This is a genomic window from Cognatiyoonia sp. IB215446, assembly GCF_033963825.1.
GTDB lineage: Bacteria > Pseudomonadota > Alphaproteobacteria > Rhodobacterales > Rhodobacteraceae > Yoonia.
In genome coordinates, this window is the sequence record NZ_JAXBMD010000001.1 from 395,525 (window position 1) to 417,773 (window position 22,249).

Sequence of the window (22,249 nt, forward strand, 5' to 3'; positions counted from 1 at the left end):
AAAAAAGTGGCGCTATGCGCGCCGCTTCGTCCCAATTGCTGCAGAAACTGGCACCGAAGTCTGTTCTGGATGCTGCAGGTGCTAAATCGTCGTAGGCAGCTTACACTTCCAGCTTAACATTTGGTTAACAAGGTCGATTTTTCGGTGCATTTCGATGGACGATCCGAAACCGGATAAGAAAGACGAACACCTCCTGCTGGCGGGTCGGCGCAGTGCAACCGAAGTATGTGCCGCACAAGTATGAGTTTTCTTGCGATCTGATCGCCCGGCACAGGCTAGCTGTGCCGGGCGAACTGTCTTAGACGAAGTCGAAGCTGTCGCTGCCGACCAGCCGCTCGAACCCAAAGCCATCGAGTGCAAATGCGGTATCACCAACCGCGCCGATCTTCACCTGATCAAAGCTTTCGCCATCCAAATCGGCGGTGATCGCGCCGCTGGTAGCATCGTAAATCTCGGAGCCGATCAATACGCCGTCATCGAAGAATTCGACCTCAACCTCGCCGCTCCCACGCAGGTCGGCAAATTCGAACTCCACCTCAACTGCGTCGCCGAAATCACCATCTTTCAAGGTCAGCGCCAATTGCTCGTCATCGTTGACGAGGTTGGTTTCGCCTCTGAAGAAGTTGTCGCCACGCGACCAGATACCCAGCTCACCATCAACGAATGTGATCTTTTCGCGGCCCGGTGCCTCGGCTTTGATCTTCACGTCGATATCGTTGAAGTTCGCTGCGTTCTTGATGAACGGCAATCGGTCGACATCGACCGCTTCGCCATCAATGAACTCCGTCGCTTTGCTGCCAAAGAAGCCGCGCGGGTCAAAGGCCACGGCTACATCTACCGTCTCTGGCGCGACATCACCGATGGTCAGTTGCACGAGGCCCGGATCGTGGTCGCTGGCGCGGTTTTCGGTCTCCGCAAACTCCGAATTGACATGCACGACATCGTAAACGGCATCGTCGACCAGTGCGTCTGACACAAGGATATGATCCAGCGCCTGTGAGTTGCCCTGGAAGTTGAACGTATAGCGTTCGTCCTCTGGCAGCGTGTTCGTCAGATTGGTCAGTCCCGCATCTTCCAACTGGGTGAGGGGCGAGACGAATTCGAACTCGTTGAAATCACCCACAACGACGACATTGGCGTCAGGGTCTTCGGCCAACGCGTCGGCGACAAACTCGCTGACAGCCGCCGATTGCGCCTGACGTTCATCAAGCGAGCCGTTCACGTTCACGTCTTCCTGGCGGTCGGCAAAGTCCTGCTCCACGCCTAGGATCGGGGCGCTGCCGCCCTTGGATGAGAAGTGGTTGTTAACGACTGTCACCTCTTCACCGTTGAACTCAAACGTGGCGACCAGCGGCAGGCGCGCGCCTTCGAATGCGCCGCCGGCGTCTTGCGTGCCGATGGTCTGGACCGAGCCTTCAACCAGCGACACCCGATCCTCTTTATACAGGAACCCTGTACGGATATTGCCGCCCGGCTGACCGCCGCTGGACAGATCGGTGATGAACGTATTGTCGATATAGGTATAGCCAGAGCTGTCATTCATCAGCCCGTCATCAGCCATATCAATTGCATCGATCAGGGTCTCAAACGTCTCGGACGCTGACACAACACCGTCGCCCGTTTCACCGCCGGTGTTGTCCTGGATTTCCTGCAGGCCGATGATGTCAGGGCTGCCGAGATTGTTCACGATCTGCTCTGCAATCGCGTCAAAGCGGCCGTCGCCGACATCGTCATCAACATTGCGCGCCTCACCGTTGTTGGTCAGTTCCTGACGCTCGACCACCGGATCAAGGTTCAGGACGTTGTAGGTGGCGATCGTCAGCTGGTTTTCAGATCCGGTGAGTTCGGTCACCTCCGGTTCGAGCATGGAATCTTCGACCACGACAAGCTGCTCGATCGGATTGATCTGGAAGTTTCCGAAATCATAAGACACGACGCCGGTGATATCCTCAAACGTGGTACCCACATTCGCTTCAATCGCATCAAGCCCGAAATCCCAATCGATCTGCACCTTCTCAGGGTTGAAGTCGTCTGGCGAGATATTCAGCGTGCCGCGATCCGAGATGCCGGTCGCATCCGCACCGCCATCGACGGCGACAAAGATCTCACCAAACCGGCTCGTGCCCGAAATCGCGACAGGTTGTGGCGCGGTGACCAGCATTCCTTCCAGGCTTTCCCAGAAATCGATCCCATCGGTTTCAGGATCGAATGAGGTGAAGTTGTCGTCTTCGATGTTCTCAGATGGCAGGGGGCGGCCATTTGCACCGAGGATAACGGCCTCTGGCAGGTCGTTACCTGACGACAGGACGGTGATTTCAGGATTGCTACCAAGCTGCGTAGTGCTCAGATTGTCGGTATCCTGGCCGCCGGGATAGAACTCGCTGACATTGCCGGTCACATCGACCTCGTCACCAATGGTCACGCCGGGAACGCTGCCGGTGAAGACAAAGATCGCGTCAGACGTGGCAATGTCGCCATCACCTTCCGCATCCTGCATGTAAAAACCATTGGAATCGACCGCCGTCACGATGCCGGTGGTGATCACGCGCGGACCGCTGCCGTCGCCTGTCGTCGGATCAAGCGGGTTGTCACTGATAAGGCCAGAGACATGCCCCGCGCCTTGGATTTCCATGATGGTGACACGCTCGACCGGCACTTCAGGGTCATTGGTCGAACCGGGCGTGTCACCAGAAGTGTCGCCAAAGGCAAGGCCGACAAAATCGCCAGTGCCATCGTCGGTACGCGCGGCACCGGCAGCGGAGAAATTGCCATCGGCGGGGACAACAGTGTCGGCATAGCTCAGATCAGGCGTGCCGTCGCCATCCACACCGCTAACCCCATCGATGATGCTGTCCCAAGGGGTGACATCAAACGTGCCATCATCATTGGCATCCAGATCATCGCCAACAGCACCCGTGAAGTTGTCCACCAGCAGGAAAGTCTGCGGTGAGCCAAAGAAATCAAGGCCCGCAACACCAACATCACCCGCGCCAAGGTTCGGGTTCTGGTCATTGGCGATCAGAACAAAGCCATTCTCGTCAGCGACAGCACCGGTCAGATCAATGGCGAAATCCACTTGGCCCGGCGCAAACTCACCCGACAGAACCAGCAGGGTTTTCCCGTCAAGCGACGTGCCCGGTTCGGTGAAGAGTTCGACAAAGTTCGACGTGTCGTCCGAGGCGCCGGATGACGAGATGCGATATTCGTTGATCGCAATCTGCGGATCAGCCGTGCTGCCATCTGGCACAGGGAACGGATTGGGCGCGGTCCCATTTGACGTCACACCGTCCAGTGCGTTGGGCCCGCTAAATGTCCATGTCGCGGGGTCGAAAACGGGGTTGGGGCCTACGGAAGGATCACGCGAGGCCCAGCCATCCATGTATTCCCACACCTCGCCGGTGCCATCTACATTGATGTCGCCAAAGACATCGACCGGCACGCCGTTCTCAAAAAGCTCAATCGCGTCGTCGCCGTTGATGCTGGCCACGCCGCCGGTGTAATCGGGGGCAAATCCAAAGAAGGCGGTGAAAGCATCTGTTTCACTGGCGATATAAATCGTCTCACCAGCGGCAAGAGATACGGCGGGAAAGTCGAACTCCACCGCTCCGCCGCCATTGCCGTTATTGGCCGAGCCGACGCCGTAAACTGACAAATCAGCAATATCGTTCACAGCAAAAAGTTGAATGGCTTTCGGCAGCCCGCCACTCAGGCCGCCATCAATGACGCCCGTAATCATAAGATCAGACATAAAGTCCCCTTCCCAGTTGAAAAACGCACCCCATTTGGAGGCGCGACAAAACGCAGATTTTGATGAAACGAGGCACTAGTGACGCTATGCAACAGGTGTATGTCATCCTGTTCTTCTTCGGGATGCAAGGCGCTCAGGGTTATGCCGGGCGGCAAGAAGCCTAGTGACGTTCCGTCATGTCAGGCCGTTTTCGCCGCAATTTCATAGCGATGAGCACCGCGAAAAGCCCCGCCGCTGATGAACCGAACATCAGCCATAGCAGGGTCAAACCTGGGGCTTCGGCGGGTAAGGCGATGCCCGCGAAAGTTGTCAAAAGCGCACCTGTCGCGACCACCAATGCGCCGTTCAGTCCTGCTGCACTCCCCGCCATGTTAGGCCGCACCGACATTGCGGCAGTATTGCTGCTCGGCATCGTGATCCCGTTGCCGATTCCGACAAAAACTGTGCTGCCAAAGAAAAGCGCGGGTGTGATTGTGCCAAAGAGCATCACAGCAATACCGGCCAGCAGCCCAAGGCAGGCCACGATGCGCCCGGTGATCATCATCGTCAGAGGCGCATTGCGGGGCGCAAAGCGGCTGGAGAGGAAACTGCCAAAGACGAAACCTGCGGTAATGCTGCCAAGCCAGAACCCGATTTCGGCAGTGCTCACACCAAACTGAACCTGGGCGACCAGCGGCGCTCCGGTCAGGAAGACATAGAAGGCGCCCGTCGAAAAGGCGCTGCAGAGGGCGTATAGCCAGAACAATCGTTCGCGCAGAAGCGCGCACAGGCGAGGGCGATCCGTGTCAATCCGCTGCGATGCGAGTGATCTGGTCTCACCCAGATCAATCCAGCACAGCGCAAAAAGTCCCATTCCCGCGATGGCGTAGACCCAGAACGCGGCCCGCCACCCAAACCAGCTATCCAGCACGCCGCCCAGCATCGGCCCCAGCATCGGGGCAATGGCCATTGTCATGCTGATATATCCGATCAGCCCAGCGGCTTCCCGCTCTGGCCTTGTGTCGCGCACGATGGCAAGGGACAGTGCATAGCCCGCAACAATCCCCCCTTGCAGCATGCGACATGCCAGAAACACCCAGATCTGAGTTGCCAGCGCACAGGCGATCGACGCCAAGGTGAAGACGGCCAGTGACACTAGCAACACCGGGCTTCGTCCAATCCGATCTGACAGCGGGCCGATGATCAACTGAATTGCCGCCGTGAGACCAAGATAACCTGCGACCGACAGACTGACGACCGCGTAAGGCGCGGTGAGGTCCTGCGCGATGTTTGCAAGCGACGGCAGGAACATGTTCAGCGACAGGGTCGAGACGCCTGTCAGCAGGATCAGCGTGATAAGCATCGGCGGTGTGCTTCGTTTCATCTTTTTCAGCCTTTTTGGCGCTCAAACAAAAAAGCCCCCGAACAAGGTTCGGGGGCACATGGTCGCGGATATGGTGAAACCTATCGGACCATGCACCTTTCGGATACCACGACGAGGACGCTTACGATTTGCATGGTTATGTTCCTTTAAATGGTGTGGCTGCGTGTCGACGAGGCCCACAGCCCTTGGCGAACAGTAGCAGCGCGTTCAGACCCGTTCAATCGCAATGGCCGTGCCTTCGCCGCCGCCGATGCAAATCGCCGCCACCCCGCGTTTGAGGTCGCGCGTTTCCAGCGCATGCAGCAAGGTCACGATAATCCGGGTGCCCGATGCACCAATCGGATGGCCTAGGGCACAGGCCCCGCCATTCACGTTCACGATGTCGCGTGGGATGCCCATTTCGTGCATGAAGGCCATTGGGACAACGGCAAAGGCCTCGTTCACTTCCCACAGATCGACGTCTTCAACGGACCATCCGACCTTAGCGAGTAGCTTTTGCGCTGCAGGCACGGGTGCCGTTGTGAACCATCCGGGTGCTTGCGCGTGGCTTGCGTGGCCCAAAATCCGGGCGCGGCCACCTTCTGAGGACAAGACAAGCGCCGCAGCGCCGTCCGAAATGCTCGACGCATTCGCGGCAGTCACCGTCCCATCCTTGCGAAAGGCGGGCTTGAGCATGGGTATCTTTTCGGGCCGCGCCTTGCTGGGTTGTTCATCGCGGGTGATCACCTCTTCACCCGTGCGGGCATGCACGGTCACCGGCGTGATCTCTGCATCGAACGCCCCCGACCGTTCCGAATCCAAAGCATTCGATAGCGACGCAATCGCATATTGATCCTGCGCCTCGCGGGTGAACTGGAACTGTTCGGCGCAATCCTCAGCAAAGGTACCCATCAGGCGGCCTTTGTCATAGGCATCCTCCAACCCGTCGAGAAACATCGAATCCTGCACCTCTTGGTGCCCGATCCGCGCGCCGGAGCGCATTTTGGGCATCAAATACGGCGCATTTGTCATGCTCTCCATCCCGCCCGCGACCATCACTTCGGTGCCACCTAGTGCGATCTGATCAAAAGCCATCATCGTCGTCTTCATCCCCGACCCGCACATCTTGTTGAGCGTTGTCGCGGGCACCTCCTCGCCCAAACCTGCCAAGAACCCGGCCTGCCGTGCCGGAGCTTGCCCCTGACCAGCGGGCAGAACGCATCCCATCAGAACTTCATCAACCGTCGAGACGCCCGCGCCATCCATTGCCGCCTTGATCGCCGCGCCGCCTAGGTGAGGCGCATCGACATCGGCAAACACACCCTGAAACCCACCCATCGGCGTGCGCGCGGCACCGGTGATATAGACGTCTCGCATCATGTCCTCCCATTCGTCTGGCCCTCAGGCTACGCCGCCCACCGGCAAAGGCAAGGATTTCCCGTTGCACAGCCCGCACTTCGCCCTAGGGTCTGGGCAAGAACATGAAAGGCCCACAATATGCGTGATTTCCACAAACCCGGTCGCTCTGCCGTTTACGCCACAAACGGCATGTGCGCGACCTCGCACCCGCTTGCCGCTAAGACAGCGGTGCAAATCCTCGAGGCAGGCGGGAACGCGATGGATGCGGCAATTGCGGGGGCGGTCCTGTTGGGCTTTTGCGAACCGCAGATGACCGGGATTGGCGGCGATTGCTTTGTCCTGTTCACGCCGCCTGGATCGGATGAGGTCAAGGCGCTGAACGGATCGGGCCGCGCGCCTGCCGGGATCGATGCGGAGGCGTTGCGCGCCAAGGGCGATGTAATCGCGCCTTATTCGGCAGATGCGGTCAGTGTCCCCGGCGCGGTTGACGCCTTCTGCAAGCTCTCCAAGGATTGGGGGCAGATCGGGCTGAAATCTATCCTCGCACCTGCGATCCATTACGCGGAAGCAGGGGTGCCGGTCGCCGAACGCGTTGCCGATGACTGGAGCAAGGCGGTGGACAACCTCTCTGGCCATGCGCGTGACTTGTTCCTGATGGGTGGCGCGGCGCCCGCGCCCGGCCAGATTTTCCGCGCGCCGGGTCAGGCAAAAGTGCTGCGCGAGATCGCCATGGAGGGCCGGGCGGCCTTCTACGAAGGCGAGATTGCTGAGGACATGGTGAACTCCCTCCGCGCGCTGGGCGGCACACACACGCTGGATGATTTCGCGAACACCGCCTGCGACTATACCGATCCGATCATGGGCAGCTATGGCGGCCTCGACCTTTACGAGCATCCACCTAACGGGCAGGGGGCGACGGCGATCCTGCTTTTGAACATGCTCAAGCATTTCAACATCGCGGGCATGGACCCATGGGGCGCGGAGCGCGCGCATATCGAGGCCGAGGCAACGAAGCTCGCCTACGACGCCCGCAACCGCTTCCTCGCCGATCCTGATCACATGACGCGGCTTGACCATATGACCGCACCGGAAACTGCGGAAAAGCTCGCCGCCCTGATCGACCCGAAAAAGGCGATGCCGGGCAATGTGCCGGGGGCCGAGGCTGTGCATAAAGACACGATCTATATCACCGTGGTCGACAAGGACCGCATGTGCGTCTCGCTGATCTATTCGGTCTTCCATTCATTCGGCTCGGGCATCGCGTCCGACAAATTCGGCGTCCTTTTCCAGAACCGTGGCGCGGGCTTCACGCTGGAAAAGGGCCACCCGAACGAGGTCGGCCCCGGCAAACGCCCCATGCACACGATCATCCCCGCGATGCTGAAGAAAGAGGGCAAAGTACTGATGCCATTCGGCGTAATGGGCGGGCAATACCAGTCCACTGGCCATGCACGGTTCGTGACAAACGTGACCGATTTCGGCCTATCGCCGCAGGCCGCAATGGACGCCCCCCGCAGCTTCGCCGAAGGCGACGTCCTGAATGTGGAGAACGGATATTCCGACGCGGTGAAGGCGGAGCTCAGCGACCTCGGCCACGATGTTCAAACACCCGGCACAGCGATCGGCGGATCACAGGCGATCCTGTTGCATGAGAACGGTGTTCTGGAAGGTGGAAGCGATCCGCGCAAGGACGGATGTGCGATCGGATACTAGCGCAGAAAGACACTTCCAAGCTGCACTATTGCAGTATCGCCACAGCTTTGCTGGCGATACATCTGCGCCGCCAATAGCTCTTACACACCGCCGATATGATGCTATCAGTGCGTTAACCTTTAGTCATATTGGCCTCTTATATTTCTTGTTATGTTGATATTGCGATCTCTTTTCTTGTCCATTGGCATTTTGTGGCGATTGATGATCGTTATGCCGTTTGTCAGCATCGCGCTTGCGCTCTTTTCTGCAATGTTGGTTGTTTGGCTAGCCTCTGCCGCATTGTTTCTGCCATCGCTTTTGATATTGGCGGGTGCAATTCTGTATCAGTTTCCGCAGATCGCCTTTTTTGGCACGATGGCAGTCGTCGTAGCAACCACATCGGTTGTACCGCTGATGATCGGGGCGCGGCTGGGCATTCAATCCCAAGGAACCATTCTGAAAACTGGCTACGGCAAACTGGTTCTCCCGGGGCTGGGCTATGGGCTTTTTGAGGCGTTGACCGGGATTTTCACATTTTCAATTGCGTTTTTGGTTTTCATGGCAATTTCGCCGCTAAGCTTCGCAGATTTCAGTGCATTGGCGGAAGACGGGTCCGATGTTCTGATTGCTCGTGCGATTGAAGAAAACCAGCTCCTGGCGTTGATCATAATTGGTCTCGTCGCGGTGCTGCTGACGGCCTTCCGCGCCGCAATGCTCGTGCCATTGACCGGAGCCGGGATTTCAAAGGATCCTGGCAACAAAGGTCATACGCCTTTCATGGGCTTCGGTACCTGTTTTGGCTCTCTTTTTGTCGTTGTGGTCCTGTCCTACCTGCTGAGCGCCGCCGCATGGCCCGCCATTGGGCAGGTGGCGACATTGATGGGTCTTGATCCGGAAACATTATCCAATTCCGCCGCGGGGCAGCCGCCTGTCACCGGCACCCAAGTTGCGATTCTGGTCGGCGTCTTTATCACCTTCACGCTGTGGGTTTTCAGCCTGCAGGCCGCTGGCGGTGTTATGGCATATCGGCATTTGGAAAAGATGCTGGTAGATGATCGCGACCAAGAGCAGATGGAAAACCGCATGTCACAAGAGGATATGCGCGCCCTGTGGAAAAGCCGCATGCCAACGGGGCATAAGTAGTGTCTGGGGCGCTTACCCGGCTCTTAATGATCGCAGAAACAGCCCGATCCCACCCACAAGCAGCACCAGGATTACGATCAGGTCAAACGCGCTCATCCGCGTGAGTTGCAGTTCCATATTCGCGATCACGCCGAAGATCAGGCCGACCATCGACCCGCCCGCCAAGAGCCATCCGATCCAGTTTCTGGAGTTGTAAAAGATCATCCCCACGCCAAACATGAACGGGATCAGTATCATGCCGCTGGTGATCGGGAAGCCGCCGAAACGGAATGCGACGGCACCAAATCCAAAATTCGGCCGTACGACGATATTGTTCAGGAGCAGATATCCACCCCCGATCATCATAATCAGCCCGATCAGAAAGCTGCCCGTTCCACCGTCACTGCCGCCTGCGCCGCGTGCCATTGTTGTCTCCGTCTTGTGTTGCCGTTCATATCTATGGCCAGCAGGCAGCGATTGCCAGCAAAGGTTATGGCTCAGGTCATGCCGCGCAGTTCGTCCATCAGTTCGGTCAGAAGTTTGACGTAAAGCTCACCCGTCAGCTTGCCGTTCTTATCAAATTCCTTGCTGGAATTGGCGACCAGCACCTCCGGCCCCTGCAGGATGCGCGGACGAAACGCCATCATCGCAAGACGCAGGGAAAACTGGCTGCGCTCACCACCTGCGCGACCTGCTGTGGCGGACATGATCGCAACAGGTTTGCCCTTCCAGGGGCCGCCTTTCGTGCGGCTGACCCAATCCAACGCATTCTTCAGCGAGCCCGAAATTGCCTTGTTATATTCTGGCGTTGCGATGATCACAGCGTCAGCCGCAGCAATCTCATCGGCGAGCTTCTGGACACTTGCCGGGATCCCTTCCGCCGCTTCCAGATCGCCATTGTAAAGCGGCAGGTTGATATCAGCCTCGATGAATTCGTCGGGGCCAAAAATCTCCGCGGCGTTGCGCATCAGCATCGTGTTGGTTGAAGCCTTACGCAACGATCCCGAAATGCCAAGAAGTGTTGTCATGATCTTGTCCTTTTCACCTGTCGCAAGACAGCTAATGCGATTGGCAGATTGCGCAACCCGGCGCTTTGGCACATGATCTGGGCCAAAGCGACGGGGGAGGTCAGCGATGCTGCGACACGGCGGAAAAATACTGAGTGATCAACTGGTTAAGCTGGGCGTGCGGCGCGTTTTTTCGGTGCCGGGCGAAAGCTTTCTAGCCGCACTTGATGGACTTTACGACAGTGGCATCCAGAACGTGGTTTGCAGGCAAGAGGGCGGGGCGGCCATGATGGCCGACGCCTATGGCAAGATGACCGGCCGGCCGGGCGTTTGCTTTGTCACGCGCGGTCCCGGCGCCACAAATGCGAGCGCGGGCATCCACATCGCGCGGCAGGACAGCACGCCGATGGTCATGTTTGTCGGTCAGATCGACAACCGGCATACGGATCGCGAGACGTTTCAGGAGGTCGATTACAAATCGCTCTTTGGTCGCTTGGCGAAGTGGGTCGCGCAGGTGGATCACACTGATCGATTGCCTGAATACATCGCGCGTGCCTTCCATATAGCGATGTCGGGCCGGCCCGGTCCGGTGGTGCTCGCATTGCCGGAAAACATGCTCAGCGCCTCGGCGGATGTGCCGGACCAGCGTATCCCGCAGGCGATGATGCAGCCCGTTCCCGGCGATGCTGTGCAGGCGATCATGCATGTTCTGGGGCAGGCGGAAAAACCACTGATCGTCGTCGGCGGCCCGCATTGGAGCGTGCAGGCCCAAGCCGATCTACATGCCTTTGCAGAAAGACAGCAAGTACCTGTCGCCGTTGGGTTTCGCAGGCAGGATTACATGGACAATCACCACGCCAGTTACGCCGGTGATCTGAATGTGGGGATCAATCCTAGGCTCGCTGCGCGTGTGCGGGAGGCGGATACGCTGATCCTGCTCGGTACCCGGTTTGGCGATATAGAAACGCAAGGCTACACGCTGGTCGATCCCGCCGATCCGCAAAAAACCATTGTGCATGTTCATAGCGATGCGGATGAGATTGGCCGAGTCTACACACCTGATATTGGTGTTGTGACCGCTGCTCCCGCGATGCTGCGCCAATTGGCGGATGCGGCCCCAGCAGGCGTGTGGCCCGATTGGACCGCCGCCGCCCGCGCGGATTACGAGGCATGGATTCACCCGCAGGAGAGCCCCGGTGCATTGAAGCAGGAAGAGGTGATCAGATGGCTCTCTGATCATCTGCCGGATGATGCGATTATTACCAACGGGGCCGGGAACTATGCCGCCTGGTTGCATCGGTACTTTGTTTATAAGCAATACGGTACCCAATTGGCGCCGACATCCGGTTCAATGGGATATGGGCTACCCGCCGCGGTTTCGGCTTCGTTGGAACACCCCGACCGCGCGGTGGTCTGTCTTGCCGGCGATGGCTGCTTTCAGATGACCTGCAATGAGTTGGGAACGGCGATCCAGCACGGCGCCAAGCCCATTGTCGTTGTGATGAATAACCAACGTTACGGCACGATCCGCATGCACCAGGAGAAGACCTATCCGGGGCGGGTATCTGGCACCGCGCTGATCAATCCGGACTTTGCAGCGCTTGTGCGGGCCTATGGTGGGCACGGGGAGGCGGTCACAAAAACTGCCGATTTTCCGGATGCTTTTGCCCAGGCGCAGGAGGCCGGGACAGTGGCTGTGATTGAATGCAAGGTGGACGAAGAGGCGCTGGCCACCGGTGCCACCCTCTCCGCAGTGCGCGAGGCGGCCTTGCAGCGCTGACAATTTCCTTCAAAGGAAATTGCCCAGATTTTTCGAAAAATCTGGTGCGCCTAGATCTCACGCCATTGGGTTGGCGTGTTCGCCTGCCAGTCCTTGCGATCCAAAAGCGGCGTGTCATCGTCAAATGCGGGCAGGCCAAGGCAGAGATATGCTGTCAAAGTCCATGTCGGCGGCACTTTCAAGAGACGTGTAACGGCCTCGGGATCAAGGATCGACACCCATCCAACCCCGATATTCTCGGCCCGTGCGGCTAGCCACAATGTGTGTACAGCGGCCACGGTCGAATAGGTCAGCATCTCTGGCATGCTTTGTCGGCCGAGCCCGTGGCCCTCCTGTGGTTCTTGCTCGGTAAAAACGGCCAGATGCACCGGCGCGTCGGTCAGGCCCGCAAGCTTCAGCTCATTGTAATCCTGACGTTTTTCATCCGTATAGATTGCGGATGCCGTCCTGTTGGCAGCCTCAAAGTTGGCAATGACGGCATCGCGCAAGGCAGGTGTTGTTACCTGCAAAACCCGCCATGGCCGGGCATTGCCAACCGATGGCGCCATGTCCATCGCATTGCGTAGGCGTTGCAGCGCGGCGTCTGATATCGGGTCAGGCCGAAAGTGCCGGACATCTCGCCGCCATTTCAGGATATCCTGAAGGGCGGCGCGGTGCGCTGCCGTCATTTCCATCTATTGCATTTTCCATTTGCCTTTTTGGGTGGGCAGAAAGGCCTCGACCGCCGCGGTTGCAACCACCGCTGTCTCACCCGTTTCGGGATTTGCGATATTCAGCCCGCCCTTCACAGCCGTTACCGCGGCGCGGCCACGCGGCAGGCCCGACGTCAATGCGTCCGTATCGATCTTGTCCGGCTCTTGTACGCCGACCGTAACCTGCACGCGCATCTCCTTGTGTGGCAGCCCGATGCCTTCAAAGATTGGCAATGTCGAATGCCGGATCGCATCTTCAATCGCACGGGCTGCCGCCTTTTGATAATCCATCCCGTGCAAGTCGTTGCCCATGCCCATTTCGATGATAACACGCTGCTCCATCAGGCTTTCTCCATCATGAAAGCGACATTGATCGCCACATTGGCGATCACCGTCGGTTTGCCGTCGGGGCGCGGCACGTCAAGGCCGCCGTGGTGCACGGTGATCGAGGGCTGCCCGTAAGGAAAGATGCTCAGCAGGTCTTCGGTATCGACCTGATCGGGCTGCTGCACGCCAATTTCTACATCGATTAGCATCGCCTCTTTCGGAAATCCGAAAAGCTCCGCCATATTGATCGAGTTATGCCAGAGCGCGTCCTGCAGGCCCCGCCGCGCAGCTTCGGTATAATCCTGTCGGCGCAGGCTTGTCCCCATCCCAAATTCGGTCAGAACACGGTGCTTTGGCATCGGCAAATCCTTTGCAAGGGTGATTTGCCGCAACCTATCGGAACGCTTTCAAAAGTGCGAGAACCGACGCGTCTTTGGATCCCACAGAAGTTTTGTATTTCGCGCCAACCGCTTGCAACTATCGGCCAGCCCGATGCGGTTCAGCCAGCGGCCCATGGATCTTACCGGGATTGCATGAATATCACCAAAACCATCGACAAGTACGCATTCTTCGGGACCCAATACATTGCCGTAGCTGCGATGCCCAAACACAAAGTTATTCGGGTTCAAATCGCTTGCTCGGACGCTATGAACGAAAAGTGCGTCGATCGTATCGTTGAGCAGAGTGAGTTGTGAGTCGGTGAGCGTTCCACGCTTCATCTTTTGCCCCAACGTCTCGCCCACGCTGCCATCCGGTCCCATGACGTTTTCTGTAAGGCATCCGAGCCCGACATTGGTCGAGACAAAGCCAAACATATGCGACATCGGCGCGCGAAAATCGGGCTCCGGGTGTTGCAGCATGACGCGCAGATATTCGGTGTATTCCTTGCGGATTTGGCGTATCCGCGTACTGGGCATCACCCTGTCCATGACGCCGTTGAAGTTCCAGCGATTTGGCATTTGTCCGTCGGGCTTGAGCACCTTGATCAGTTTCGTGCGATCATTTGGATGCAGATAGACAGCCCGCTGCACGCCGCTGGCGACGAGATTTGAGACAGAAAGGTTTAGCGCGACAGCCATTGCCTCATTAAGTGTGGACTGAACCGTGTAGTTCAATGTCTGTCCAACCCGCTACGCGGAAAAACGCCATCTGTTCACAGCAAAGTCAGGTTCCGATCACATCTTTTGACACGACCGCGAATGCCTCTGGTGGACGGTCAACGAAAATGACGATAGGGTAACGAGGTTTCTGGACATGTGACGATACCGTGGCATCGTTCTCAGCGATCAGGCGGCCTTTGCAAATTGCCGTGTTTTGCCGTTCCATGAAAGATGGGTACGCTGGGCGAGGCGCTTGAAACTGTCATCAAGACCAATCCGGTTAGACCAACCTGCCATTGATCGTACCGGTACTGCATGAATGTCGCCAAATCCATCAACGAGAACGCATTCCTTCGGCCCGCCATTGCGCCGACCGAACACAAGGTTTTTTGCGGTAAGGTCACTGGCCCGGATGTCAAGTTGGTAAAGGCGTTTGGTCGTATCGTTGAGCAGGTCCAGATTTCGCGGTGTGATACCTTCGTGGCGTATCAAAGTCTCCAGTGTCTTGGCCAACGCGCCACTTCTTGTCGTTACGCGCTCTGTCACGCAACCAAGCCCGAACTGAGTATGGGCAAAGCCGAACATATGCGTGATCGGGATATGAAATGACGCTTCCCGGTTGGAAAGCATCACCCGCAGGTATTCTGTGTACTCTTTTCGGATATGGCGGGCCCGGGTCATGGGAAAGTGCTTTTCCATGAAATTGCCAAAACCGGAGCGGCCGACTGTATCTGGGTTTTTACGCAAGACCTTGACGAGTTTGGTTGTATCCGTCGGATGCAGATAGATATCGCGCTGCATTCCGCGGGCGACGAGGTCAACCTCTTCCAAGATCAGAACTTGTGTCATGAAGGCGTCTCATAGCCAACATCTGCAGCAATGCAATTTTTTGGTAGGCCGATCTTGTGGTAATTTATGCAGCGTTGCGGATTGGTCTCGATAAATATGCCGTCCTCAGAACTCTACACCGATCTGGGCCTTGATGCCGGAGCGGAATGGATGCTTAACCAACTCCATTTCGGTGACCAGATCGGCCAGTTCGATCAGGTTTTCGTGGGCGTTGCGCCCGGTGAGAACAACATGAGTCATGTCGGGCTTATGGTCACGCAGGAAGGCTACGACTTCGGCGGCACTGACATAGTCATAACGGATGGCGATGTTGATCTCATCAAGCAAGACCATCCTGTTGGTCTCGTCTAGGATCAGTTCCTTGGCCTTGGCCCAGGCCGCCTGGGCCATTTCGGTGTCGCGGGATTTGTCCTGGGTTTCCCAGGTAAAGCCTTCACCCATCGTGTGGAACGCGCAGGTATCGCTGAATTTCGACAATATCAGGTCCCGTTCGCCCGTTGACATGCCCCCCTTGATGAACTGCACCACGGCGCATTTCATGTCATGCGCGATGCAGCGGAAGATCATGCCAAAAGCGGCCGAGGACTTGCCCTTGCCCTTGCCGGTATGGACGATGATGAGCCCCTTTTTGTCGGTTTTCGTCGCCATGATCTTGTCGCGCGCGGCTTTTTTCTTCGCCATCTTCGCGGCGTGGCGGTCATCCTCTTCGGTCATTGGGCACTCCTTTCGCATCGGCATCGGGGTTTTCGGGCCAGGGGACAAAGCTGAGTTCCGGCCACAGCGTCATCTGTCGGTGTCCTTTGGCCTCGTGGGTCGCGCGGTTATCGCGTTTGGTGTGGGGCACTAGTCGAAAGCCAAAGATGTCATTCAATCCGAACGGTGCATAGATGTCGAAGCTATCATCCGGTTTCAGTCGCATCCCGATCGCGTGCGTTTTGCAGGCAAAATTGTAGATCCCGTCGGTGCTTTGTGAAAGCGGTGCGTAGTCCTCTCCGAAATGGTCCTTGTACCAAAGATGCACGCGGGCCTGATTACGGATTTCGACTGGAATGGCAGTATCAAAATGCGTCGCACCTTTCCGGATGATCCGATCTTCGGCGGCATAGATGGTATCGGGGTCAAAGTAAAAGAGATCAATGTCCTTCACGCCGTAAAGGTCGGGCTTGCCTGTCAAGTTGTTCCAGACTTGGTTGTAGATCGCGCCCGAAACGATCCACCAATCGGGCAGGTTAAGCGCGCGAGCCTGTTCGAAGGCGGTCATAAGCGGGGCGCAAGATCGAACGATCTCGGTCAGCGCGGTCCGTTGATGCGTGCCCGGCTGATCGGCAAACCGCAGATGGTTGGTTTCAGTGCTATTTTTCATCTTAGGTCAATAGCCCCGCAATGCGTGCGCGGGCGGAGTTGGATTTAGGGGTCCAGAGGTTGCGGTCGATGGCCTCTTGCAGACGTTCTGCAATCTCTTTCAGGGCTGGGGCATTGGCGTCAGCGATGAAATCGCGGATGTCCTCGTCCTTGATGAATGCTTCTTCGACCAGATCAAAATGATGGTTGCGGACGGCGCCCGTAGTGGCCGCGAAGGCGAAGAGGTAGTCGACCGTGGCCGCGATCTCAAAGGCGCCCTTGTAGCCGTGGCGTTTGACCCCGTCGATCCATTTAGGATTCACGGCGCGGGAGCGGACGACGCGCCCGATTTCGTCATCCAATGTCCGGATGACGGGCCGTTCGGGGCGGGAATGGTCGTTGTGATAGATGGGGCGGTCTTGGCCCTGTAGCGTGCTGATGGCGGCGGCGGCACCGCCTTCGAATTGGTAGTAGTCGTCGCTGTCGAGGATGTCGTGTTCGCGGTTGTCCTGGTTTTGCACGATGGCTTCAGTTTGTGATAGGCGCTGCTCCATGGCTTTCCGGGCCTTGCGGCCCTCGGCGCCAGCACCATAGGCGTAGCTGCCCCATTCCAGATAGGCTTCGGCAAAATCCGCTTTGTCCGACCAGATGCGCTCATCAATCAGGGCCTGAAGGCCGGCACCATAAGCGCCAGGCTTGGAGCCGAAGACGCGGGTCTGGTCTTCTCCTGCTCTGGTGCGGGCGGCGGCAGGGTTGAGGTCGGCGGGTTCATCAAGGGCCTGAACAGCGCGGGCGGCGCTGTCCACCAGTGTGATGAGTTGCGGGAAGGCGTCGCGGAAGAAGCCGGAGATGCGCAATGTCACGTCAACGCGGGGCCGTCCAAGCACTGATTGTGGCAGGATGTCGAAACCTGTGACACGCCGATTTGCGCTGTCCCATGTGGGTTTCACGCCCATCAGGGCCAACGCTTGCGCGATGTCATCGCCGCCGGTGCGCATATTGGCGGTACCCCATGCAGTGATCAGCATCGTGCGCGGCCAGTCGCCGTGGTCCTGGAGGTGCTTGTCGAGCAGGAGGTTGGCCGATTTCCAGCCCAGTGCCCAGGCGGTTGGTGTGGGGACGGCCCGGCTGTCGACGGAGTAGAAGTTGCGGCCCGTTGGTAAGACGTCCAGCCGTCCACGCGTCGGGGCGCCGGACGGGCCCGGGCCGACGAAGTGCCCTGAAAGGGCGGAGAGTAGGGCCGACCCCTCGGACTCGCCGCACGCTTTGATCGTGGGCAGGATACGCTCCTGGATTTCGGTCAGGACGGCCTGTGACGCTCGTGGGGTGAACCCTACATCGCCCCACCCGCCGTCCCGCAGTAACCGTTGGCTGAGATTTTCGAGACGCTCCACAGTGTCGCCGTTTGTGCGCCAGACTGTGCCATCAGCCAGAGAGTCTGGTTGCTCTGGCGCGGGCGCCGCCATGTCGCAATCGAGCGGGTCGATGGAGAGGTCCAAGTCCTCAGCGAGCGCCCGGAGCAGCGAAGCGTTCGCCCCCTTGCCGTCGCCGCGTGGAACACGTGCGAGGGCGATGGCGAGGTCTCGCTCTTGTTGGCCTGCTGGGGATTTTCCGAATATGTGCAGCCCGTCACGGATTTGTGCTTCTTTCAATTCGCAGAGATAGGCGTCGAGTTTGCCGAGGTCGCTGTCGTCATCGCCGGAGAAGCCTGCGTCCTTCGAGAGGCCCGTGACCTCAGACAGGGATAGGATTTCGCGACGCAGATGGTTGATCCGGCGCGGATCGACCCCGGCGGCCTCGTAGTATTCGTCGACCAGCGCTTCGAGATCGCGTAGCGGCCCGTAGCTTTCAGCGCGCGTGAGCGGCGGGGTCAGGTGGTCGATGATCACCGCGCTCGTCCGCCTTTTGGCCTGCGTACCCTCACCGGGATCGTTGACGATGAACGGGTAGATATGGGGTGTTGGACCGAACACGGCTTCGGGCCAGCAGGTCTCGGACAGGGCGACGGCCTTGCCGGGCAGCCATTCCAGATTGCCGTGCTTGCCCATATGGACGATGGCGTCCGCGCCCCAATGGTGTCGCAGCCAGAAATAGAAGGCGAGGTAGTTGTGTGGCGGGACTAGGTCGGGCGAGTGGTAAGTGTCCGTCGGGTCGATATTGTAGCCGCGTGCCGGTTGCAGGCCGACGACCGCATTGCCGAAACGGTGGATCGAGAGGGCGAAGCCGTCCTCAGTCAGGAAAGGATCGGCGTCCGGCTGGCACCAACGGTTGGTGATCTGTTCCTTGACGTCCCAGGGCAGTTCCTCGAAATGCGCTTTGTAGATGTCGAGAGGCAAGACCTCGCCGCCTTCCTTCGCGGCCCGGTCGGTGAGCCAATTGGTCGGGCCGTTCAAAATCTGCTGCATCAGCGCGGCGCTGTCGGGTGGCGGGCTGACGGTGTAGCCTTCGGATTGTAGCAGGTTCAGTACAAGGACGGTGGCTGCAGGCGTGTCCAGGCCGACGCCGTTGGCGAGTCGCCCGTCCTTGTTCGGGTAGTTGGCGAGGATCAGGGCTACTTTCTTGTCGCTTGGAGCGGTCCGTCGCAGCTCGGCCCAGTTTTTCGTCAGCTGGCTCACGAAATCGATCCGGTCCCCGCGCGCTTGATAGGTGGCGATGGGGCATTCGGTGGCCTCATCAAAGAATGCCTCACCCTTGAAGCTTACTGCGCGGGAGAGGATGCGCCCGTCGACCTCCGGCAGCGCCACGTTCATTGCGATGTCGCGGGCGGTCAGGCCCTGCTGTCCATCTGCCCATGTGGCCTCAGCGGCGCCGGATAGGATCACTTGAAAGATAGGCGCGTTGTTAGTGATGAGCGGGTTTTCAGGGCTGTCATCGCCCTCATGCGGCGAACCGGTGGCGAAGGAGGTGCAGTTGAGGATGACGTCAGGCGGGGCGGCCTCAAACAGGGTTTTGAGCGTTGCGGTGCTGACGGGGTCCTTGAGGCTGGCCACGAAGATGGGGAGTGGATTGAGACCTGCGCGGCTGAGGCTGCGGGTGAGCTTGTTGATCGGGTTGAGGCCGCCGCCCTGAACAAGGGCGCGGTAGAAGATGATGGGGATGATCGGTGCACCATCGGTCCAGCCTGCCTTGGCCGCATCCAGATCGGCGATGCCCGCGCCGGGCCAGTAGATGCCCGCGCGTAAGAGCGGTGCGGGTGCGCTGGGTTTGTCCCCGTCATCCAGTAGGGCCTGGGCATAGCGCAGGAGGTTGTTGCTGTTTTGCGGGCCACCTTCGATCAGGTAGGACCAGAGCGTATCGTAATCCTCCGGCGCGACTGTGGAGAGTTCGCGCAATTCCGGGTCCGGTTTGTCGTCACCGGGCAGGGCCACGAAGGGGACGCCAGCCTCGTGCAGCCGAGCAGCATATTGGGTCAATCCGTATTTCCAGTAGCCCGCGCCACCCAGAATACGGGCAATCACGAGACGGGATTTCGTGGCGCAATTGTCGAGGTGCAGATCGACCGACATTGGATGGGTCAGATGCATCATATTGGCCAGCCGCAGGGTGGGCGGCTTCTCCATCTCGGCCCGCGCATCCGAGAGGGCGGCGAGTTCTGTATCCGCTGCCGAAATGATGACGACGTCTGCGGGTGTCTGGTTCAGATCAACCGGTTCGGTGCCGTCAGCGATGGCGCCAGGGGTGGCGGCGAGCAGGTGCATTTCAGGTTGAGGCCCCGGATCGGGGTCTGGGACGGCCTTGCGTCCAGTTCACAGCGTCTTCTCCATGAAGACTGACCGGGTTGCCGTCATGTAGGGGCCGAAGGCTTCGCAGGTTTTATATCCATTGCGCACATAGAGCTTCAGGGCAGCGACCAACGCATCACCGGTTTCCAGCTTCAGGACGGGCAGGTTTTCTTCGCGGGCCTGGTCCTCGATCTGGCGCAGGATGGCGTCGGCCACGCCTTTGCCGCGCGCCTCTTCGGCGACGAACATGGATTTGATTTCGCCGTAGCCTTCGCAGGTCTTGAGCGCGCCCGTGCCAACGATCTCATCGTCTTCAAGGGCGGTGAAGAAGTGGATATCCGGGGCGACCAGCGCGTCGAAATCGAGGAAGAAGTTCTCTTCCGGTGGAAAGAGTGAGCGCATCAGCGCATGGCTTTGCTCGAGCAAAGCCTTGGCGCCGGGATGGTGCGGGTCATTCCGTTCGACGATAATCATGCGGCGAGCGCTGCTGTGATGGCCGCATGATCAAGCCCGGCCTCACCGATCACAACCAACCTTGTGTCGCGCGCGGCATCGCCGAACGGCTGATCGAAATAGGTGTCGACGCGCGGACCTACGGCCTGCAGCGTCAGCCGCATCGGTTTGCCGGCGACCGCGACGAAGCCTTTCAGGCGCAGAATACCATGCGCGCGGATTGTGTCGGCCACCTGTTCGGCGAAGGCGTTTGCATCCGCGACTTCGCCGCGCGTGATGATGAAGCTTTCGAATTCATCATGGCCGTGCTCGTGTTCATGATCGTGATCATCGTCATCGTGGTGATGATGATGGTGGTGGATTTCGTGGCGGCTTTCGAGGTCAGCTTCGGCCCCGATGCCCTGACCGAGCAGTACGTCGACCGGAAGCGCGCCCATGGCGGCTTTGACCACCTGCACGCCGTCACGGGACTCGGTTTTGAGGCGGTCGGTCAAGACACCAGCCTCATCTTCGTTCAGAAGGTCGGCCTTGTTTACGACGATCATGTCAGCGCAGGCGACCTGATCCTCGAAGAGCTCTGACAGCGGCGTTTCGTGATCTAGATTGTCGTCCTGCGCGCGCTGGGCATCGACCGCAGCCACATTATGTGCGAACTGGCCATCATGGACGGCGCGGCCATCCACAACTGTCACGACCCCATCAACGGTCACTTTGGTAGAGATGCCAGGCCAGTTGAACGCGCGGATCAGCGGTTGCGGCAGGGCGAGACCGGAGGTTTCGATGACGATGTGATCGGGCTTGTCCTCGCGGCTGAGAAGCTGCTCCATGGTCGGGATGAAGTCATCGGCCACGGTGCAGCAGATGCAGCCATTGGAAAGCTCTACGATATCGTCTTCGGTGCAGGTTTCCTCACCGCAGCCTTTCAGGATATCGCCATCGACGCCGAGATCGCCGAATTCATTGATGATGAGCGCGATCTTCTTGCCTTCGGCGTTTTGCAGCATGTGGCGGATGAGGGTCGTCTTTCCGGCGCCAAGAAAGCCGGTGACAACGGTGGCAGGGATCTTTGCGGGCATGTTGTGTCCTATCGCGTTTGGTCAGATGTCATGCAGTCACGCCGCATGCTTTGGGGACTAAGCGGTCGTGGTCCGCCTGATATCCAATGAAGACACCGCCTGTGCGCGGTGAGCTGCCGGGCTTGCTGGATTAAGCGTGGTGCGATGAACGGCACCTGATGCGATAGACATGTTGATCCTCCTTTACCGTCATCCCCGACGGCAGGTTGCGTTACTTTGCATGGCTGGTCTCCTGGCTTGCGGGTCTCGGCATTTTGCGGCCTTCCCGGGATTGCCCCAGTGGCATTGTCGCAAACGCTCTCCGCATACAGTCGCGGGGGCGGCTGTGGCTTGAGGTCTCTGAGGTAGATCGACCCGTCCACATTCCCATTTCATCCCCTGATGCTGGGCATCGGCGGGGAACCATACGCGTTATGTGTGCGCCTTTGGAGGCAGAAGGGTCAAGGTGGAAAGCGACGCTTACAGGGCAGCGGGCGGCTTTGCTTGACAGGTCGGATGCCTCCGGCGGGGGTTTTTTGGACCATGATGAAGGGGTGAGGTTCAATATCTTGTGGATAAGTGGCCGGTTTTGGCCTTATCTAGCGTACCCGCGTTGACTCGCGCCATCGCGAAGGGACAGAATTTGTCAACTTGAGGGAA

At 58.6% G+C, this 22,249-nt stretch carries 18 protein-coding genes and 1 riboswitch; of the genes, 3 read left to right on the plus strand and 15 right to left on the minus strand.

Annotation, left to right across the window (positions count from 1 at the left end; genetic code table 11):
• Window positions 1–298: 298 nt before the first annotated feature.
• From SLH49_RS02010 to SLH49_RS02020, 3 genes are all read right to left on the minus strand, one after another.
• The gene (locus SLH49_RS02010; protein WP_320267499.1) at window positions 299–3,748 is read right to left on the minus strand and encodes an endonuclease/exonuclease/phosphatase family protein; all 3,450 of its coding nucleotides are present in this window, start codon (window positions 3,746–3,748) and stop codon (window positions 299–301) included.
• A gap of 160 nt (window positions 3,749–3,908) precedes the next feature.
• Entirely contained in the window at window positions 3,909–5,111 is a 1,203-nt protein-coding gene (locus SLH49_RS02015) for a multidrug effflux MFS transporter (protein WP_320267500.1), read from the minus strand.
• 207 nt (window positions 5,112–5,318) lie between these two features.
• Window positions 5,319–6,467 (minus strand): acetyl-CoA C-acyltransferase, encoded by a 1,149-nt coding sequence (locus SLH49_RS02020; protein ID WP_320268501.1) that lies wholly within the window; start codon window positions 6,465–6,467, stop codon window positions 5,319–5,321.
• Window positions 6,468–6,587: 120 nt separating this feature from the next.
• On the opposite strand from SLH49_RS02020, the gene SLH49_RS02025 reads away from it, so the two are divergent.
• Complete coding sequence (locus SLH49_RS02025) at window positions 6,588–8,162, plus strand: gamma-glutamyltransferase family protein (RefSeq protein ID WP_320267501.1); 1,575 nt, start codon at window positions 6,588–6,590, stop codon at window positions 8,160–8,162.
• Window positions 8,163–8,372: 210 nt separating this feature from the next.
• Window positions 8,373–9,284: a hypothetical protein gene (locus SLH49_RS02030; protein ID WP_320267502.1), complete on the plus strand. Its 912-nt coding sequence runs from the start codon at window positions 8,373–8,375 to the stop codon at window positions 9,282–9,284.
• 12 nt (window positions 9,285–9,296) lie between these two features.
• Here SLH49_RS02030 and SLH49_RS02035 read toward each other — a convergent pair whose 3' ends face one another.
• Together SLH49_RS02035 and SLH49_RS02040 are read right to left on the minus strand one after the other, a co-directional pair.
• Complete coding sequence (locus SLH49_RS02035; RefSeq protein WP_320267503.1) at window positions 9,297–9,689, minus strand: hypothetical protein; 393 nt, start codon at window positions 9,687–9,689, stop codon at window positions 9,297–9,299.
• Between the two features lie 71 nt (window positions 9,690–9,760).
• Window positions 9,761–10,291: an NAD(P)H-dependent oxidoreductase gene (locus tag SLH49_RS02040; RefSeq protein ID WP_320267504.1), complete on the minus strand. Its 531-nt coding sequence runs from the start codon at window positions 10,289–10,291 to the stop codon at window positions 9,761–9,763.
• Window positions 10,292–10,397: 106 nt separating this feature from the next.
• Between SLH49_RS02040 and SLH49_RS02045 the strand changes: the two genes are divergently transcribed.
• A complete protein-coding gene (locus tag SLH49_RS02045; protein ID WP_320267505.1) occupies window positions 10,398–12,050 on the plus strand; it encodes a thiamine pyrophosphate-binding protein in 1,653 nt (550 codons plus the stop codon).
• A 50-nt stretch (window positions 12,051–12,100) separates the two neighbouring features.
• Here SLH49_RS02045 and bluB read toward each other — a convergent pair whose 3' ends face one another.
• The 10 genes from bluB to cobW form a co-directional block, all read right to left on the minus strand.
• A complete protein-coding gene (bluB, locus tag SLH49_RS02050) occupies window positions 12,101–12,724 on the minus strand; it encodes a 5,6-dimethylbenzimidazole synthase (protein ID WP_320267506.1) in 624 nt (207 codons plus the stop codon).
• On the minus strand, window positions 12,725–13,084 hold the full coding sequence (locus SLH49_RS02055; RefSeq protein ID WP_320267507.1) for a Lin0512 family protein: 360 nt from the start codon (window positions 13,082–13,084) through the stop codon (window positions 12,725–12,727). It lies immediately after the preceding gene.
• The gene (locus SLH49_RS02060) at window positions 13,084–13,428 is read right to left on the minus strand and encodes a Lin0512 family protein (RefSeq protein WP_320267508.1); all 345 of its coding nucleotides are present in this window, start codon (window positions 13,426–13,428) and stop codon (window positions 13,084–13,086) included. The genes SLH49_RS02055 and SLH49_RS02060 overlap by 1 nt, the downstream gene beginning before the upstream one ends.
• 48 nt (window positions 13,429–13,476) lie before the next feature.
• Window positions 13,477–14,148, minus strand: coding sequence for a YrbL family protein (locus tag SLH49_RS02065; protein ID WP_320267509.1), 672 nt, complete (start codon window positions 14,146–14,148; stop codon window positions 13,477–13,479).
• Between the two features lie 207 nt (window positions 14,149–14,355).
• The gene (locus SLH49_RS02070; protein ID WP_320267510.1) at window positions 14,356–15,018 is read right to left on the minus strand and encodes a YrbL family protein; all 663 of its coding nucleotides are present in this window, start codon (window positions 15,016–15,018) and stop codon (window positions 14,356–14,358) included.
• Between the two features lie 105 nt (window positions 15,019–15,123).
• Window positions 15,124–15,732 (minus strand): cob(I)yrinic acid a,c-diamide adenosyltransferase, encoded by a 609-nt coding sequence (gene cobO, locus SLH49_RS02075; RefSeq protein ID WP_320267511.1) that lies wholly within the window; start codon window positions 15,730–15,732, stop codon window positions 15,124–15,126.
• Window positions 15,716–16,381: a nucleotidyltransferase family protein gene (locus tag SLH49_RS02080; RefSeq protein WP_320267512.1), complete on the minus strand. Its 666-nt coding sequence runs from the start codon at window positions 16,379–16,381 to the stop codon at window positions 15,716–15,718. Before SLH49_RS02080 ends, cobO begins: the two co-directional genes overlap by 17 nt.
• 1 nt (window position 16,382) lies before the next feature.
• Window positions 16,383–20,057 carry a cobaltochelatase subunit CobN gene (gene cobN / locus SLH49_RS02085; protein ID WP_320267513.1) on the minus strand — a complete coding sequence of 1,225 codons (3,675 nt, stop codon included), beginning with the start codon at window positions 20,055–20,057 and terminating at the stop codon, window positions 16,383–16,385.
• 48 nt (window positions 20,058–20,105) lie between these two features.
• The gene (locus SLH49_RS02090; protein ID WP_320267514.1) at window positions 20,106–20,555 is read right to left on the minus strand and encodes a GNAT family N-acetyltransferase; all 450 of its coding nucleotides are present in this window, start codon (window positions 20,553–20,555) and stop codon (window positions 20,106–20,108) included.
• Window positions 20,552–21,610, minus strand: a complete 1,059-nt coding sequence (gene cobW / locus SLH49_RS02095; RefSeq protein ID WP_320267515.1) for a cobalamin biosynthesis protein CobW — start codon at window positions 21,608–21,610, stop codon at window positions 20,552–20,554. Before cobW ends, SLH49_RS02090 begins: the two co-directional genes overlap by 4 nt.
• Before the next feature lie 204 nt (window positions 21,611–21,814).
• Window positions 21,815–22,032: riboswitch (cobalamin riboswitch) on the minus strand.
• Window positions 22,033–22,249 lie beyond the last annotated feature (217 nt).